We start from the raw sequence: 14,980 nt of genomic DNA, 5'->3' as shown, positions 1-14,980 counted from the left end.
TTGAACCGTTAGTTAGCATTATCATTCCAGCCTATCGTGCCCAAGAGACGATCGCCTTGACGATTCAAAGTCTTCAAGAACAACACTATAGCAATTGGGAAGCGGTGATTGGTTCCAATGATGGCGTTGATTATTTAGCAGTTCTTGCGGATCAAGGCATTCAAGACCCGCGCTTTAAACAAGCCTACACCGAAGGTTGGGGAACAGGAGAATCCCCCGCCCGGAACGCTGCGACGGCTATTGCTCAGGGTGAAATTTTTGCCAATTTAGATGCCGATGATGCCTATGCACCTAACCGCTTGGTGGAGTTAGTGCCTCTGGCGATAGAATATGGAGCAGCGATCGACAATACTGGCGTTTATAATCAAGACTTAGTTCTTTATAAGCGCCCGTTCTGCGATCGCACCACCATCACTTGGGCAACGGCACAAGATATTTTATCCCCTCGGGTTCCTTTTTTCCCCGTATTCCGCCGAGAATTTTTAGGGAAAGGATGGAGAAAATTCGCTTTTGCTGCGGATGTTTTGTTCAATTTAGAACTGTTAAGCCGCGTCGAAACAATACCAATTCATCCGGACTCGTTATACCGCTATTACAAGCGCGACAATTCGATTACTCAATCCAAACGAGCTTTCGAGACCATTGAAATCGGCTATCAGCAAATTTTTGATGCCTTGGCAGCCCAGGAACTGGAACTTACCGATTCAATTTACAAGGCAGCGATCGCCGAGTTTTCTGAAAATCAGCGCTTGAATCGCGTGTTTTATCGGTATATGCAGGAAGGACGCTGTGAAAATTTAGAGGCATTCCTCGACTTGACTGAAAACGGACGGGCCGCTTGGTTCAAACCTGAATTAGAAGCCGTTGCAACGGCGATCGGGTAAGCTAAATATTTTCACCCCCATCGAGGGTAATCGTGCTCCCCGTTAAGAACTCTTGACCCAGTAAAAAGAACACACTGTCAGTCACTACTTTGGGATTTCCACAAAATTTCAAGGGGATATGCTCTTCGGCAAAGGCTTTCAGAAATGCTTCTGGGTCCGGTTCCCCGGGCGGTTCCAAAATTTGTCCCAATGCTAAAGCATTCACAGTAATTCGTGGGGCTAATTCTAAAGCCATCATTTCGGTCATATCCCACAAACCCCGCTTGGTCAACCGATAGGCAAAATGGTCGGTATTGGGACGGGGAATTCGAGCATCATTAATATTAATAATTTTCCCCTGTCCATCGGGGGGAATTTGTTTAGCAAAGGCTTGAGAGAGTTGAAATGGGGCCCGAAGATTAATGGCAAAAATGCGGTCCCATAAGGCCACATCGGTCTGATAAAATCGGTCTTCGTCCGGAAAAATTGAGGCGCTATTAATTAGAATATCAACTTTTCCAAAGGCTTCGATCGCTTTCGGAATCACGGTTTCCGTTGCCACCGGATCGGACAAATTAGCCGAGTAGGCGATCGCCTTGACCCCCAAAGATTCCGCTTCTGCCTTGACTTCCATCGCCCCATCTGCCGATTGTCCATAATGAATCAACACATCGCATCCAGCTTTCGCTAATGCCAAAACCAGTGCGCGTCCTACCCGAATTCCACCCCCAGTCACGAGGGCAACTTTTCCATTAAGGTCCATTTGATTAACAGATATTTCCTTCTTCTAACAAACCACAAATTGAGCATTTTGACAAGCCACTCAACAGACAACTCCCATCCCACTAAAACCTACAGCCCAAAGGGTATATAGCGTTTTTCATGTCTGTATGGTAAAACCCTCACCCCAAACCCCCTTCGACCCTTCGACCCCCTTCGACCCCCTTCGACCCCCTTTGGGCCGCCGACGAGAAAGGGGTGAGGGCATTCCACAACTGATAAAGGATCGGATATAGGTTTTAGCAGACCTCAAAAAACCGGATTCCGAATCAGTCGTTACTTGACAAGATTAATGTTATAGAGATAAGTTTCAGGATGAACAACTGAGAGGGGTAAGGATTTTTGCCCTTCTACCGCTTCTTTGACTCGGGGATATTTTTCAATTCTATCTTCTCTAAGATAAAGAAAAATATTTTGCCGATACCAGGGTTGAACCGCTTCATTATTCCAAAGATTGGCCCGAAATACATCAAACAGAATATATCCACACCGATTAAAATAGGTTTGCCAATATTCTGGCCATTGTTCATTAACATGACCGGTTCCCCCTTGAAAGGGAATGGCTGCGGAAAATAGAATCACTGGTGCTAAACTCGTTAAAGTTTTGACGAATTGTTCCGCCTGATCATGGGGTAAATGTTCCGCCACTTCTAGGGAAACCGCTAAGTCAAAAGTGCGAGTTAAATGAATCGGTTGGATCAGGTCCCCGGCTTGAAATTTGGATGGGGGGATTAGCAACATGGTTTGATCCACATAGTCCCCATCGATTCCCAAATAATCCTCAACGCCGCAGGCATCAAACACCGATAACCAACTCCCCACACCACAGCCGACATCCACGACACTTTGGGGCTGAATAAGATTCTGGATCATCGGCACAACAACTTGGGCCGATTCCACGGACCCCTGTTGTTGATTTTCATAGAATTGTTGGTTGTACAATGGTTCTGGCATCTTGAATTTAACCTAATTTTTTGGGGCAGGATCAGGAGACGAATCAATAGACCCCTTTGTTCTTTTATCATGATTTATGAATGGTTTAGCACAGTTTAAAACGGATTTTCCATTAAACTAATATAGTCTCTAACCAACAGACGAGTATAGGTATTGAGGGGATACTCTAGGGCCTCGAAAGGATTCACCCAAGCCCATTCTTCAATTTCTTCATTCGGGGTGATGGTTTCAGTTTCTGAAAACGCATAATAATTAACCAGAATAAAATGCGCTTCTTTGAAAAATTGAGTATCTAGAACAGCTTCTTGAAGTAAGGCGAAGCGGATTTGAGTTAAGTTCAAACCGACTTCTTCTTGAAACTCTCGAATCAAGGCAGATTCTAGGGATTCACCCCATTCTACTTTTCCGCCTGGTACTCCCCATGTTCCCGTCCATTTGGTGGTTTTAACAATCAAAACTGTTCCACTTGAATTGCCCACTAATGCGCCTACAGTGGTTAAAGGAAATTGTTTCTCTAAGGGCAAGGGGACCAGGGGGTTGGGAGGGGTCATGGGTTTAAAAAATAGTTTTATGGGCAATTTTACCATGTCTAATTGTTTTTATTCCCGGGAGTTCCCCTGGGAGGTTGGGAGAGGCGATCGCCGGTAAGAGGTCCAGGGACCTAGGTCTAGGGGCGCTTGACAACCCCGTAAAGAGGGGGACCCCAGTCAGGGTTTGAATCAGAAAGCCTTTACCCAGGGGAAGGAATTGGCGGTGAATTGACGCCGACTCAATCGGGAAATTTGTAAAAAACCTAGATTTGTGAGTTCATTGAGAGAGGGTCAAAGGGTTGTTTGGGGAGAATCTGACCCCTTGTGGCGATCGCCGGATGCCCCTAATCTGGTATAATCTCGGCGACAACCTCCATGAATTTACTCCCTTGTTAAGGATCTAAATTTCAAGACAATATCAGGATCAAGGTCCGGTTTCCGGAGGTTGAAAATCCGATTTCCATCGAAATATCCTCTATAATTGACTTTGAAAATAACTCTAAAAATCATGAATAATTTCTACAATTTGAATCGTCGCCAGTTCGTCAAAGCCGGTGGAATTGCATTAGGCACCAGCCTGTTAGCCGCCTGTACCAATCAAAATGCTAATCAATCAGCTTCTCAAAATGATGGAAATCTGGATCGGATTAGATTGGGACTGAACTGGAAAGCTGAAGCGGAATATGGCGGGTTTTATCAGGCGGTGGCGACAGGACTTTATCGAGAGTACGGATTAGACGTAGAAATTCAACCCCTTCCACCCCAGGGAAATATTACCCAAATGTTAATGGGGGGATTAATGGATTTTGCTATTGGTCAAGCGGTCAATGCTTTACAAGCGATTGAACAAGGCATTCCTAAAGTTACCCTGGGGTCAATTTTTCAGGATGAAATTCAAGTTTTACTCGCTCATCCGGGAGTCGGCAATGACTCTTTAGCGGACCTAAAGGGCAAGACGATTTTTATTACCCCAGGGCTGAGTATTATTTATTGGCCTTTGTTAGAAAAACAGTACGGTTATACCCAAGGACAACAACGCCCTTACAATTTTAATGTGACGCCGTTTTTAGTGGATAATAATTCGGCACAACAGGGGATTTTAACCTCTGAACCTTATATTATTGAACAGGTGGGAGGGTTTAAGCCGGTAGTGTTACCCCTCAAGGCAACGGGTTTAAATCCTTATAATTTTACCATAGAAACTACTAATCAATTAGTCGAAACTAATCCCGATTTAGTCCAACGATTTATGGATGCTTCTATCAAGGGATGGTATCGTTACTTAGCAGAACCAACGTTAGGAAATGAGTTGATTAAACAAGATAATCCAGAAATGACCGATGATTTGATAGCCTTCGCGTTGGAAAAGATAGAAGAATATCAGGCGATCAATTTTGGGGATGCCAACACTTTAGGCATTGGGGCTATGACAGAGGACCGATGGAAAACTTTATATGAACAATTGATTGAAATAGGGGTTTTAAATGCCAAAATAAACTATAAAGATGCTTATACTTTAGATTTTATTAATAAAGGAGTTGACTATTACCAATCCTAAAATTTGGAGTAAAGTTTTTATAAAACTTGATGTTTCACCCTAGTTTTTGGGTAAATTTTTTATAAAGATTTTTCTAAAAAACTAGGTCTTATGCAAGCGTTTTAGGAGAGGTTTTTATCCTGAAACAGTGGGAATAACTTCCCCGGAATGATTCCAGGAATTCGTTAATACGTTACGGAGAAATGATGAACACTAAAGCCGCGATCGCGATTACCCAGGTGAGCAAGGTTTTCAACAATGGGGTTGTCGCCCTTAAAGATGTCAATCTGACCGTTAACGCCTCAGATTTTGTGAGTTTAGTCGGCGCGTCAGGATGCGGAAAAAGTACGCTGCTGAGAATTATTGCTGGACTAATCGATAAAAGTGGGGGTGAAATATTATGGGCCGATCGCACCTTAAAAGAGCAAATTGCCTTTGTCTTCCAAGAACCAGCCTTAATGCCTTGGTCCACGGTTCGAGAGAACGTCCGCTTACCCCTAAAATTAGCCGGGGTCTCGAAAAAAATTGCCGATACCACGGTCGATAAAACCCTGGAATTAGTCGGACTGGAAAACTTCGCAAAAGCCTATCCCCGGCAGCTTTCAGGAGGGATGAAAATGCGGGTTTCAATTGCCCGGTCTATCATCACTGAACCCCAGGTTTTACTGATGGATGAACCCTTTGGGGCATTGGATGATATCACCCGAACTAACCTCAATGATGAGTTACTTTCATTATGGAATAAACAGCGCCCAACGGTGCTATTTGTCACCCATAATATTTACGAAGCGGTGTATTTATCCAAGCGGGTTGTGGTGATGGCAGCGCGTCCTGGACGAGTCGTTGCTGATATTAAAATTGATGAACCGTTACCCCGCACAGATGAATTTCGGACCAGTGAGGTTTATCTAAAATATTGCCGAGAAGTGGCATCGGCTTTATCCCACACGATGGAGGAATCCCCGGTTAAAGTCCCTCGTTCATCATTCCAGTAAGTGCTACCCCTGTGGGCTCTCCCGGGTGTGGGGTTTTTCCCATCCAATGCGGAATGGGGCATGAAAATGGGTATCGAATTTTAACCGGAAGCGGGGCGATCGCGCTACAATGAATCCAAATTATCCCCTATTTTGATAAAACCAGATGAAAAAAGAAATGGCCTTGTTTTGGCAAAAAATCAACTGGAGACGGTTGATTTCCCTGGATACAATTGCTCCGATACTCGTCGGAATCATCGTCTTAACCGCTTGGGAAATAGGGGTGCGGGTTACCCATACGCCCCCCTATCTCTTACCCGCCCCCTTGCTGATATTAAAGACTTTATTTACGGATTGGAACATTTTATTTCCCGCTTTAATTACCACCTTTAAAATTACGGTGGTCGCCTTTTTTACCGCTGCGGTTTCCGGTTTGTTACTCGCGGTCCTGATGTCCCAAAGCAAGTGGATCGAAAAAAGTTTGTATCCCTATGCCATTGTTTTGCAAACCACCCCCATCGCGGCGATCGCCCCCTTAATTATTATCTGGTTCAAAAACAATATTTTTGGAGCTTTGGTGCTTTGTGCCTGGATTGTGGCCTTATTTCCGATTATTTCTAATAGCACCTTTGGCTTAAATAGTCTCGACCCCAACTTACGAGATTTATTTCGCCTGTACAAAGCCTCCCGGTGGCAAACCCTGCTATATTTGCGCCTGCCGAGTGCCTTACCTTACTTCTTATCCGGATTAAGAATTAGTGGGGGATTAGCCTTAATTGGTGCTGTGGTAGCTGAATTTGTCGCCGGAACAGGAGGGGCAAATTCTGGTATTGCCTATCAAATGTTAATTGCCAGCTACAATCTGCAAATTCCAAGAATGTTTGCCGCCTTATTTATGGTTACCGTATTGGGGATTATCATTTTTGTTACCTTATCGAGGATATCGGATTGGGTCTTAGGGGAATGGCATGAAGGGTCAGTCAAACGGGATAGTTAACGAGCTCTTTTTGCCGGATTCCTAACTATCGTCAATCCAGTTTTCGTAGGTCTAATAAACCCGATAAATTCAAGGGTGCGGCTACAGATACAGAACCTCTAATGCGCTTCTATTCATAAAAAGCAGGTCTTTGACAATGGGATTGGGGATTACTCTATCTGAGCAATTGCCTCGTCTGGCGAAACATTTCCATAAATAACTGACATAAGTCCCTGCATATAGTGATCCATCATTGCGAGATTTGCCGCGACTAAATTTTTAATTAAAGCAGAGGTCAGGCAATCGTTTTCTACATCAATGCTTGTTTTAAAGCGAATTTCACCGTCTTGAAAGTCTAATTCAAAATTGCCAATCATCATCCCATAATTTGCTTTGGTAATGAATTCGGCTATAGCTAAACGCTTGGCTTCGGGAACGTTTATAGGAAATAGAGAGTAGAATATCATTTGCTGCTCTTTTTCTCTGGCTATGGCGTAGCAAGTGTATCTGCCATTATTGCCTTCGACAACTAAACCCAAAGTACCATTTTCTTCTGATTCTATAAAAGCTAAATCATTTTCTCGTAAAAAATTAATCAAAGCCAAGTAAATTGGCATTGGTGAAGTATTTTCTTCGATTATTTCAGGGGCTTGCAAAATATTTTCTGTCATGGTTTACTTCTTTTACTATTTTTTCTTGGATTAGAAATTAATTTTTTCTTGATAAATCCTTGTTCCGATATTTTTGTGGAATCCTCTCAAGAAAAAATTAATATGTATCGGTATTTATCGAAGCCAAGGTCGTTGATTGATTAAATGAGGCCGCTTGGGTGGCATGGTTTTCCAAATTTTTGACGGTTCAACCTTGTATTTTGTAATGTGATATGATAATTCTTCTTGGTGATCACGTTTTAATGTTTTGAGTAGTTCTGCCAACTCTTGACCCCCGGTAGTCTTTTGTTTGAACTCGGAATAATTTTGTAATAACCCAGGAAAGATATATGGGTTGCTCATCAACTGGCGAAGCTCTGAAGCTTGCTCTTGAACCTCAGCATCTTCACTCGATTGTAAACTTTTAATGATATGTCGGTCGATTAATCTGTAATAAATCTTGTCAATTGCACACAAATCTATCGCCGCATAGAGTCCAGCCAGTTGATCTTCTGCTGACCCGGCCATCATTTTATAAATCACAGGCAGTACAAACTGATCGAGTCGCTTCAACAACTGGGAATATCTATCGGTTTCGCAGACTCTAATCACGGATCGAAGACTAACCTGTTGTTCAGCAAATGACCCCCGCATGATCTGCTCGATCGCCGTAAGCAAGATATCATCGGGTGGTAAAATTGATTCAACCAGTTCTAACGCGGTGTATCTGACAATAGAATGTTCATCTCCCAGGCGAAAGAACATCCACTCCAATAAGCAGCGATCGCGTTGGAAGAATTGCTCTTGTCGCAAATTTGCTAAGACTTGAAGGCCAACCGATCTCACCTCCCACTCTGGATCCGCCAACAAACAACCCAGTAGTGGCGTGACAACTGGGTTATTTAATTCTCCCAGTGCGATCGCCGCTTCGTATCTAATATCATTGCGTGCAGACAGGGTTTGAGTGGCAACTTCAGCAACTTCAATAGGCCATTTGCCAATCGGATAACGCGGATCTAATAAATCCGATACCATTAAAAGATCCCCCCACAAAGACTCCGCAAGAGTTGGGTCTTTAAAATTAATATGCGAGCATTCAAACCTGATATTTTCTAGAATAGAATTGCTAAAATCCGTCGGTGACGCTTCATCAGAAGAGAAACAACCAATGAATCGAGTCTCGCGCAGGATTGCGGCTCGAAAGGATGTCCCATTCAAACGACAACCAAAAAACTCAACCCCGGACAGATCAAGTCCATCCAACTGGCTGTTTCTAAGATCGCAGCAGATCAAAGTGTCGTTTGGTTTAAGCGAGACCGGAGGTGGCATCCCCTGCCAGTTCGCCCCCATATATCGAGTTGATTGCCTTTTATCTTGTTTAACAATATCCATTGCTTATTTTCCTAACTGATCTCTCCAAGGTCTGGCCCATGTCGGAATCTCTGGATCTTCGCCGTTGCGGTACTGTTCAGTCCATTGCAGCGCCTCTTCCATCTTTTGTATTTCCGCTTGGATTTTATCTTTTGCTTCAGGGGGTAGTAATTTTGATAGGCGGCAACTTACTCGGATCTTTTCTAAGCAGGTGATGGATTGCCTACACTTGATTGTGTGAAGCGTATCTTTTTTGATAGGCTTTGGGTCCTTCCCGACTCCTCCTTCAAATTGTTCCTTCATAACCATGAAAGCGGAACTGCCATCTCCGTACTCTGCATCTTTGCGGTATAACTGATTTATAATGTCCTGAGCCTCATCCACCGCGATCGCTTGTTCACGGGGAAACCGAGTTTCTGGGTTTTGAATTAGTCTAGCATTTGGATGGGTTGGTTTTATTACGAGTTTCCGGAGATTCTGTTGTTTGTTTTCCTTGGGACTCATATCACCCTACGGCTGGTTGCATTGTTACAATCCTCCTTTTTCTGGCAATTTTAACCACTTATACCCATTATTTTACATCCTTCCTACAGCCTTGGAATGGGGCGATCGCCGATTGAGGGACACCTACAAACCCACTCACTTGGTCGTCATGGTATGCACACCATCCCAGTCCTCTGGCGGTGGTATTTTAATGTAATCCTCCGCTCTTTGAATGTGAATTTTAACCGCTTGGTCTTCGGGATAAATTGCCCCTGCGGATTGAAAGAGAGTAATCGATTCGGGAAAATTCCTAGAGATATACGCCGCACGTCCAGCGCTATAAAAGTCTAAGAATTTCTCTCTTTCAGTATCTAGGGGAGTTTGGCGATCGCCGATTAATTCATAAATCCCTACCGCTTGATTTTTCCCCTTCACCCGAATCTTATCTAACTCTCTCACCCATATCCGATCGCTACAAAGTTGATAAGTAAATTCGCTAATAATAATGTCACATTTATATTCCTTAGTCACGCTTTCTAACCGCGCACTCAAATTCACTCCATCCCCAATCACGGTATAATCCATCCGCTTTTGACTGCCAATATTTCCAGAAACCACTTCCCCAGAACTAATTCCAATGCCAATGCGAATATTATGTTCTTTTTGCTGAGAGTTAAATTCATCTAAACGCCGTCGCATATCTAAGGCCGATTGCACCGCCTTCCAAGCGTGTTCTTTCAGTGGTAACGGTGCGCCAAATACGGCCATTAACGCATCTCCAATAAATTTATCCAAAGTACCATCGCAGTTAAACACCGCTTCTACCATTGTCTCGAAATAGTTGTTTAAAAGGGAGACAACTTCGGCGGCTTCCAGGTTTTCCGTGAGGGTTGTATAACCGCGAATATCCGAGAATAAAATGGTGACTTCTTTGCGTTCTCCCACCATTAAAGCATCTTCCCCCAATGCCATGACTCGTTCCGCAACTCCAGGAGTCATGTAGCGATACATGGTAGTTTTCATCCGTTTTTCGCGACTGATGTCTTCTAAAACCACTAATCCACCCCGGACTCCCCCTTCCGGGTTCGTTAAGGGATTCACCGTGAGATTGAGACTGCGTTCGATTTCTTTAACTTGACTTTTCGTGTATTTTATGGCAGTTTCACCCGGTTCATTCCAGGCGATATAAGACTCCGGATTATTGCGATCGCCAATCACTAAAATCGCACTTTCTATATTCGTTTCGTCCAACTTGACTAACCCAATAGTTAAACTTTGTTCCGGGACAAAATGGCGTGCAGCATTTTGTAAAGCATCCTCTAAGCGAAATCTCAGATGGTCGATTGGCACAACTTCCCAGACATAGCGGCCTTGTAACTTTTGCTGCCATAACAGCAGTTTTTGCTTATTTTCCCGCTGAAACTGGCGATCGCTCTGCTTGTGGTCATCCTTCAGAATTGGACATCCCAGCAACTCTAAAGCCGCCTCATTAATCGTGACAATTTTCCCTTCCATATTGGTAGAAATCACCGCATCGGAAAGGCTTTCTAAAATATCCTTTTGATATTGCTTTTCCAGCAAAACACTTTCAAACAATTGCGCATTTTGTAAAGCAATTCCCGCCTGAGCATTAAAAGCGCGCAAAAACGCTTCATCAGAGGAATTAAAACTCCCCTTGTGTTTATTAATCAGTTGAGTCACCCCGATTAACTCCCCCGACGCATTAAAAACCGGCATACAAAGAATCGTAGCGGTTTCATACCCGGTTTTCCGGTCAGTGGTGGGGTCAAACCGGGGGTCAAGATAGGCATCATGAATATTCAGAGTTTGACCCGTGGAGGCAACATAACCGGCAATGCCGCGATTCGCCGGAATTCGGATTTCCACCATCGTTTTGCCATCTGCCTTGGCGACTTTCGTCCAGAGTTCGTCGGTTTCCTTGCTGAGTAAAAATAATGTACTGCGATCGGCCTGCATTAAATCCTTAGCGCGGTCCATCACAGCGCGTAACGTCGTTTCCAGATCCAGACTTTGACCTAAAGTCGTCGTTGCTTCCAGTAACGCACTCACCCCGCGTTGATTTCTGGCCGCCACATAAAACGATTGACAACTTTCCAGAATAATTGCAATAGAAGAGGCAAACCCGGCAAATTGAAGCTGATCCTCGCGGTTGAAAGGCACCTCAGACATTTTATTGAGGACCTGAACAACAGCAACCACGCGATCGGGGTCTTTGCTGCTAAAAATGGGTTCACAGAGGAGATTTTGCGGGTCGCATCCCGGGGGTTCATCCACTTCCGCTTGAAATAAAGGATGATTGCGAACATCGGCAATATTGACACTTTCCCCATTGCAGGCAACATGACCGAGAATCCCGATCTGGATGGGTAAGCGGATTTCGGTACTCTTGCCAGTTTCATCTTGGGTAATTTTTGACCAAAGTTGCTCTTTTTCTTGGTCAATTAAAAAAATAGTCGTCCGTTCCGCTTGCAGGATTTGACTAATTTTGAGGGTGAAGGCATCGAGGAGTTGTTCTAAAAGAATTTCGAGCGCTTCATTATTAATCAGATCGATCGCCAGCAGACATTGTTGAAATTCTGCCGTAATAAAATCAAGGATGCAGACAAATTCGCCAACCTGCATATCCTTGACCCGCCGGGTCAACTCCCCCATGCGACCCACCCGAGTTAAAGCCGCTAGAACGCTACCACTGCCTGAAAATGTCATGTTTTATCAACGCTTACCGGCTCAGATTTGCCTGATCTCTATGGTACGCTACCCCTGGGAAATGTGGGGAGATTGGGGAGGTGGGGGAGGTGTGGGAGATCGGGGAGATCGAGGAGATAAGGGTCCTCGTGACTCGGTAGAGCCAAGTCAGGAGGATAAGGGCGATCGCACTCAGGCAGCAAGAGGCAAACGACCAGAATCTAGGATGGTTTGGTAATAGCGTCGCAGTTGTGCCGTTGCCGCTTGCCATCCCCATTGTTCGGCTTCTTTGCGAGCATTTTGGCGGAGGGATTGGCGTTCGATTTGGTTGGCGAGGAGGCGTTGGGTGGCGGCGATCGCACCATTATCCTCATCGGGATCAAATAGGTACCCGTTGACCCCATCAGTAACAATATCCAAAATCCCACCTCTGGCAGCAGCAACCACGGGACAACCGGCTGCCATTGCTTCTAAAAGCACTAAACCTAGGGTTTCCGTTCTTGATGGGAAAATAAAGGCATCGGCAGAGGCGAAGGCGCTGGCTAATTCTTCTCCATGTAAATAGCCGACAAAATGGGTGGGAGTCCCGGCAAAGTGTTGTTCGAGTTGTTGGCGAGTGGGTCCATCACCGACTAAGGCTAATCTGGCATTAGGAATGGCTGCGAGCACGGGTTTAATGCGATCGATTTCTTTCTCGGCACCGAGTCGTCCCACATACAGCAGCAGGGGACTGTCAGGATGTCCTTGACTGAGGCGACTCCGCATTTCTCGACTGGCTAAATGAGGTTGGAATAACTCCGTATCCACCCCACGCTGCCACAAATCCACCCGTTCAATGTCATGATTTCGCAATTCTTCCACCATTGCCATTGAGGTGCACAAGTTCAATTCGGCTTGATTATGAGCCGCTTTGAGTAGTTCCCAGAGCAAGGGTTCGAGCATTCCTAACCCATAATGTTGCAAATATTTGGGGAGGTGGGTATGGTAGGAGGCAACTAAGGGAATTTTCAGACTTTTCGCGTAGTAAATTCCCCCGACTCCTAAAATAGCGGGGTTGACGACATGAATTAAATCGGGTTTAAAGGTTTCAAGTTTGTGCCGTAAAGACGGGGTGGGAAAGGCTAATTTGAGTTCGGGATAGAGGGGTAAGGGATACCCGGTAACGCCGTAAACTTCGGCGCCTTTGTATTCGGTAATGCCGTAGTCGGGAGAAAAGACGAGGACTTGATCTCCAGCGCGTTGCAGTTGTTCGACAGTGCGGCAAAGTCGGGTGACGATGCCATCAACTTTGGGATAAAAGGTTTCGGTAAAAAGTGCGATTCTCATCTTAAATTTTAGTTACGCAAGGGATTGAGGTCAGCCTCTGAGCAACTTCAGCATTTTCAATGGGTAAATGAATGATAGTGCGAGTTTCTAGCTCTTGTCACTCGCGAGCTAGAAGCTCACACTCCTTTAAGAAATGTAGGCAGGATATAGAATCCCGCTCGCGTCAAATTCGCCTTACTATTAATTCCACCTCCGGTTCCCTCCCCTTGCCAAGGGGAGGGTTAGGGTGGGGTCTCCCGTGATGTGGCGATCGCCTGAGTTACGCACTCTTTCCGGCGATCACGCCTGTATGGAGGCTAGTCCAACCTCTTTCTACGCGCAAGCGAGATCGCGCTTGCGCGTAGACCCCACCCTAACCCGGACCTTGCCAAGGTCCGGGGACCGTTCGTAAAAAACCTACTCTTGTAAGACGCTGCATCAGGGGGTTAACGTCGCCAAGATACTTTAGGCAGAATCTGATTTTTGTCGATTCTGTTCTGGTATCTGACGGCGAAATTCAGCAGAGAATCAAGGAGGGAATCGGATAGATAATGGGGTTCTAAACCTAAATCCAGCAGTTTGGTATTTTTGGCATTAAAGTAATGTTCTTCGAGTTCAACTCTGGGGTTTTCCAGGTGGTCAATCTCGATGTTCAGTCCTATTGCAATCCCAGCTTGTTTCACCTTCAGTGCCAGTTCACCGATGTTGAATAGTTCGGTGAATTGGTTAAAGACTCGGAATAGACCCGGTTCTGCTGGGTTGGCGATCGCCAGTTCCATACAGCGCACCGTGTCCCGAATATCCAAAAATCCTCGGGTTTGTCCGCCTTTGCCATACACCGTCAGGGGATGTCCCACTGCCGCTTGAATGCAGAAGCGGTTGAGTGCCGTTCCAAACACGCCATCGTAATCGAGACGGTTGATCAGCATCTCATCCATGCCGGTTTCTTCCGTCAGGACCCCATAAACCACCCCTTGGTTCAAGTCCGTGGCACGCAGACCCCAAATTTTGCAAGCAAACTGGATATTGTGACTATCGTGAACCTTACTTAAGTGATAGAAACTTCCCGGTTGCTTCGGATAGGGGAGGGTATCTTTGCGCCCGTTATGCTCAATGGTGATATAGCCTTCTTCAATATCGATATTTGGTGTGCCATATTCGCCCATTGTGCCTAACTTCACCAGATGGCAGTCAGGGAAATCTTCCTTCATGGCGTAAAGCAGATTCAGGGTTCCCACCACGTTATTCACTTGAGTGAGAACCGCATGGTCGCGATCAATCATCGAGAAGGGGGCCGATCGCTGCTCACCAAAGTGAACAATCGTATCCGGTTCAAACTGATGGAGGGCCTTACTTAAGAAAGCGTAATCAGTGATATCCCCAACAAACAGATCAATAGACTTGCCAGTTAAATCGCGCCAACGCTGCAATCGTTGCTGAATCGGGGCGATCGGCGTTAGGGTTTCAACGCAGAGTTGCATATCCCAATGCCGACGCACCAAACTATCTAAAATTGCGACATCGTAACCGTGATTGGATAGGTAAAGCGCAGTTGCCCAACCGCAATAGCCGTCACCGCCAATAACCAGGACTCTCATAGGTAGATGAATCTTGCTTGCCAATACTCGGTAACTCTACCAGGTTTGTGCCACCTGTGGGATATTTGCATCTGGCGAGTTCAGAGATTTTCCCAAAAAATCTGCATTAAGGAATACCACAGTACAAAATCCCTAATTTAACCTTAACCGGCACTTCCGGTCCCCGGACCTTGGCAAGGGGAGGGTTAGGGTGGGGTCCTCTTGATGTGAAGGAAGCCAAGTCACGCAGTTTACTACAAAATCCCTAATTTAA

The 14,980-nt window shown here is 45.2% G+C and carries 14 protein-coding genes; 5 read left to right on the top strand and 9 right to left on the bottom strand.

Annotated elements, in window-relative coordinates; genetic code table 11:
• Nucleotides 1–884: glycosyltransferase family 2 protein (locus J0895_RS12320; protein ID WP_207088387.1), on the top strand; the 884-nt coding region annotated here is incomplete at its 5' end.
• Nucleotide 885: 1 nt separating this feature from the next.
• On the opposite strand, the gene J0895_RS12315 is transcribed toward J0895_RS12320, so the two are convergent.
• From J0895_RS12315 to J0895_RS12305, 3 genes are all read right to left on the bottom strand, one after another.
• Entirely contained in the window at nucleotides 886–1,626 is a 741-nt protein-coding gene (locus tag J0895_RS12315) for an SDR family oxidoreductase (RefSeq protein WP_207088386.1), read from the bottom strand.
• Nucleotides 1,627–1,919: 293 nt separating this feature from the next.
• Entirely contained in the window at nucleotides 1,920–2,597 is a 678-nt protein-coding gene (locus tag J0895_RS12310) for a class I SAM-dependent methyltransferase (RefSeq protein ID WP_207088385.1), read from the bottom strand.
• A 95-nt stretch (nucleotides 2,598–2,692) separates the two neighbouring features.
• Nucleotides 2,693–3,148 carry an NUDIX domain-containing protein gene (locus tag J0895_RS12305; RefSeq protein WP_207088384.1) on the bottom strand — a complete coding sequence of 152 codons (456 nt, stop codon included), beginning with the start codon at nucleotides 3,146–3,148 and terminating at the stop codon, nucleotides 2,693–2,695.
• A 487-nt stretch (nucleotides 3,149–3,635) separates the two neighbouring features.
• Here J0895_RS12305 and J0895_RS12300 point away from each other — a divergent pair, with 487 nt between their 5' ends.
• The 3 genes from J0895_RS12300 to J0895_RS12290 all read left to right on the top strand — a co-directional run bounded on the left by J0895_RS12300 (nucleotide 3,636) and on the right by J0895_RS12290 (nucleotide 6,635).
• Nucleotides 3,636–4,685 carry an ABC transporter substrate-binding protein gene (locus tag J0895_RS12300; protein WP_207088383.1) on the top strand — a complete coding sequence of 350 codons (1,050 nt, stop codon included), beginning with the start codon at nucleotides 3,636–3,638 and terminating at the stop codon, nucleotides 4,683–4,685.
• A gap of 182 nt (nucleotides 4,686–4,867) precedes the next feature.
• Nucleotides 4,868–5,659 carry an ABC transporter ATP-binding protein gene (locus J0895_RS12295; protein ID WP_340643500.1) on the top strand — a complete coding sequence of 264 codons (792 nt, stop codon included), beginning with the start codon at nucleotides 4,868–4,870 and terminating at the stop codon, nucleotides 5,657–5,659.
• Nucleotides 5,660–5,804: 145 nt separating this feature from the next.
• The gene (locus J0895_RS12290; RefSeq protein ID WP_207088382.1) at nucleotides 5,805–6,635 is read left to right on the top strand and encodes an ABC transporter permease; all 831 of its coding nucleotides are present in this window, start codon (nucleotides 5,805–5,807) and stop codon (nucleotides 6,633–6,635) included.
• 149 nt (nucleotides 6,636–6,784) lie between these two features.
• On the opposite strand, the gene J0895_RS12285 is transcribed toward J0895_RS12290, so the two are convergent.
• The 5 genes from J0895_RS12285 to J0895_RS12265 all read right to left on the bottom strand — a co-directional run bounded on the left by J0895_RS12285 (nucleotide 6,785) and on the right by J0895_RS12265 (nucleotide 13,150).
• Nucleotides 6,785–7,285 (bottom strand): type III secretion system chaperone family protein, encoded by a 501-nt coding sequence (locus J0895_RS12285; protein ID WP_207088381.1) that lies wholly within the window; start codon nucleotides 7,283–7,285, stop codon nucleotides 6,785–6,787.
• 114 nt (nucleotides 7,286–7,399) lie between these two features.
• A complete protein-coding gene (locus tag J0895_RS12280; protein ID WP_207088380.1) occupies nucleotides 7,400–8,656 on the bottom strand; it encodes a pentapeptide repeat-containing protein in 1,257 nt (418 codons plus the stop codon).
• 3 nt (nucleotides 8,657–8,659) lie between these two features.
• Entirely contained in the window at nucleotides 8,660–9,139 is a 480-nt protein-coding gene (locus tag J0895_RS12275) for a hypothetical protein (RefSeq protein ID WP_207088379.1), read from the bottom strand.
• A 135-nt stretch (nucleotides 9,140–9,274) separates the two neighbouring features.
• Entirely contained in the window at nucleotides 9,275–11,845 is a 2,571-nt protein-coding gene (locus tag J0895_RS12270) for an adenylate/guanylate cyclase domain-containing protein (RefSeq protein WP_207088378.1), read from the bottom strand.
• Nucleotides 11,846–12,016: 171 nt separating this feature from the next.
• Nucleotides 12,017–13,150, bottom strand: coding sequence for a glycosyltransferase (locus tag J0895_RS12265; protein WP_207088377.1), 1,134 nt, complete (start codon nucleotides 13,148–13,150; stop codon nucleotides 12,017–12,019).
• 226 nt (nucleotides 13,151–13,376) lie between these two features.
• On the opposite strand from J0895_RS12265, the gene J0895_RS12260 reads away from it, so the two are divergent.
• Nucleotides 13,377–13,541 (top strand): hypothetical protein, encoded by a 165-nt coding sequence (locus J0895_RS12260; protein WP_207088376.1) that lies wholly within the window; start codon nucleotides 13,377–13,379, stop codon nucleotides 13,539–13,541.
• Between the two features lie 34 nt (nucleotides 13,542–13,575).
• On the opposite strand, the gene J0895_RS12255 is transcribed toward J0895_RS12260, so the two are convergent.
• A complete protein-coding gene (locus J0895_RS12255) occupies nucleotides 13,576–14,727 on the bottom strand; it encodes an NAD-dependent epimerase/dehydratase family protein (RefSeq protein WP_207088375.1) in 1,152 nt (383 codons plus the stop codon).
• Between the last annotated feature and the right edge of the window lie 253 nt (nucleotides 14,728–14,980).

This window comes from Phormidium pseudopriestleyi FRX01, from assembly GCF_017313335.1.
Classification (GTDB): domain Bacteria; phylum Cyanobacteriota; class Cyanobacteriia; order Cyanobacteriales; family Laspinemataceae; genus Laspinema; species Laspinema pseudopriestleyi.
Note: the sequence above shows the minus strand (reverse complement) of the source record. Positions and strands in the feature narration are given on the sequence as shown.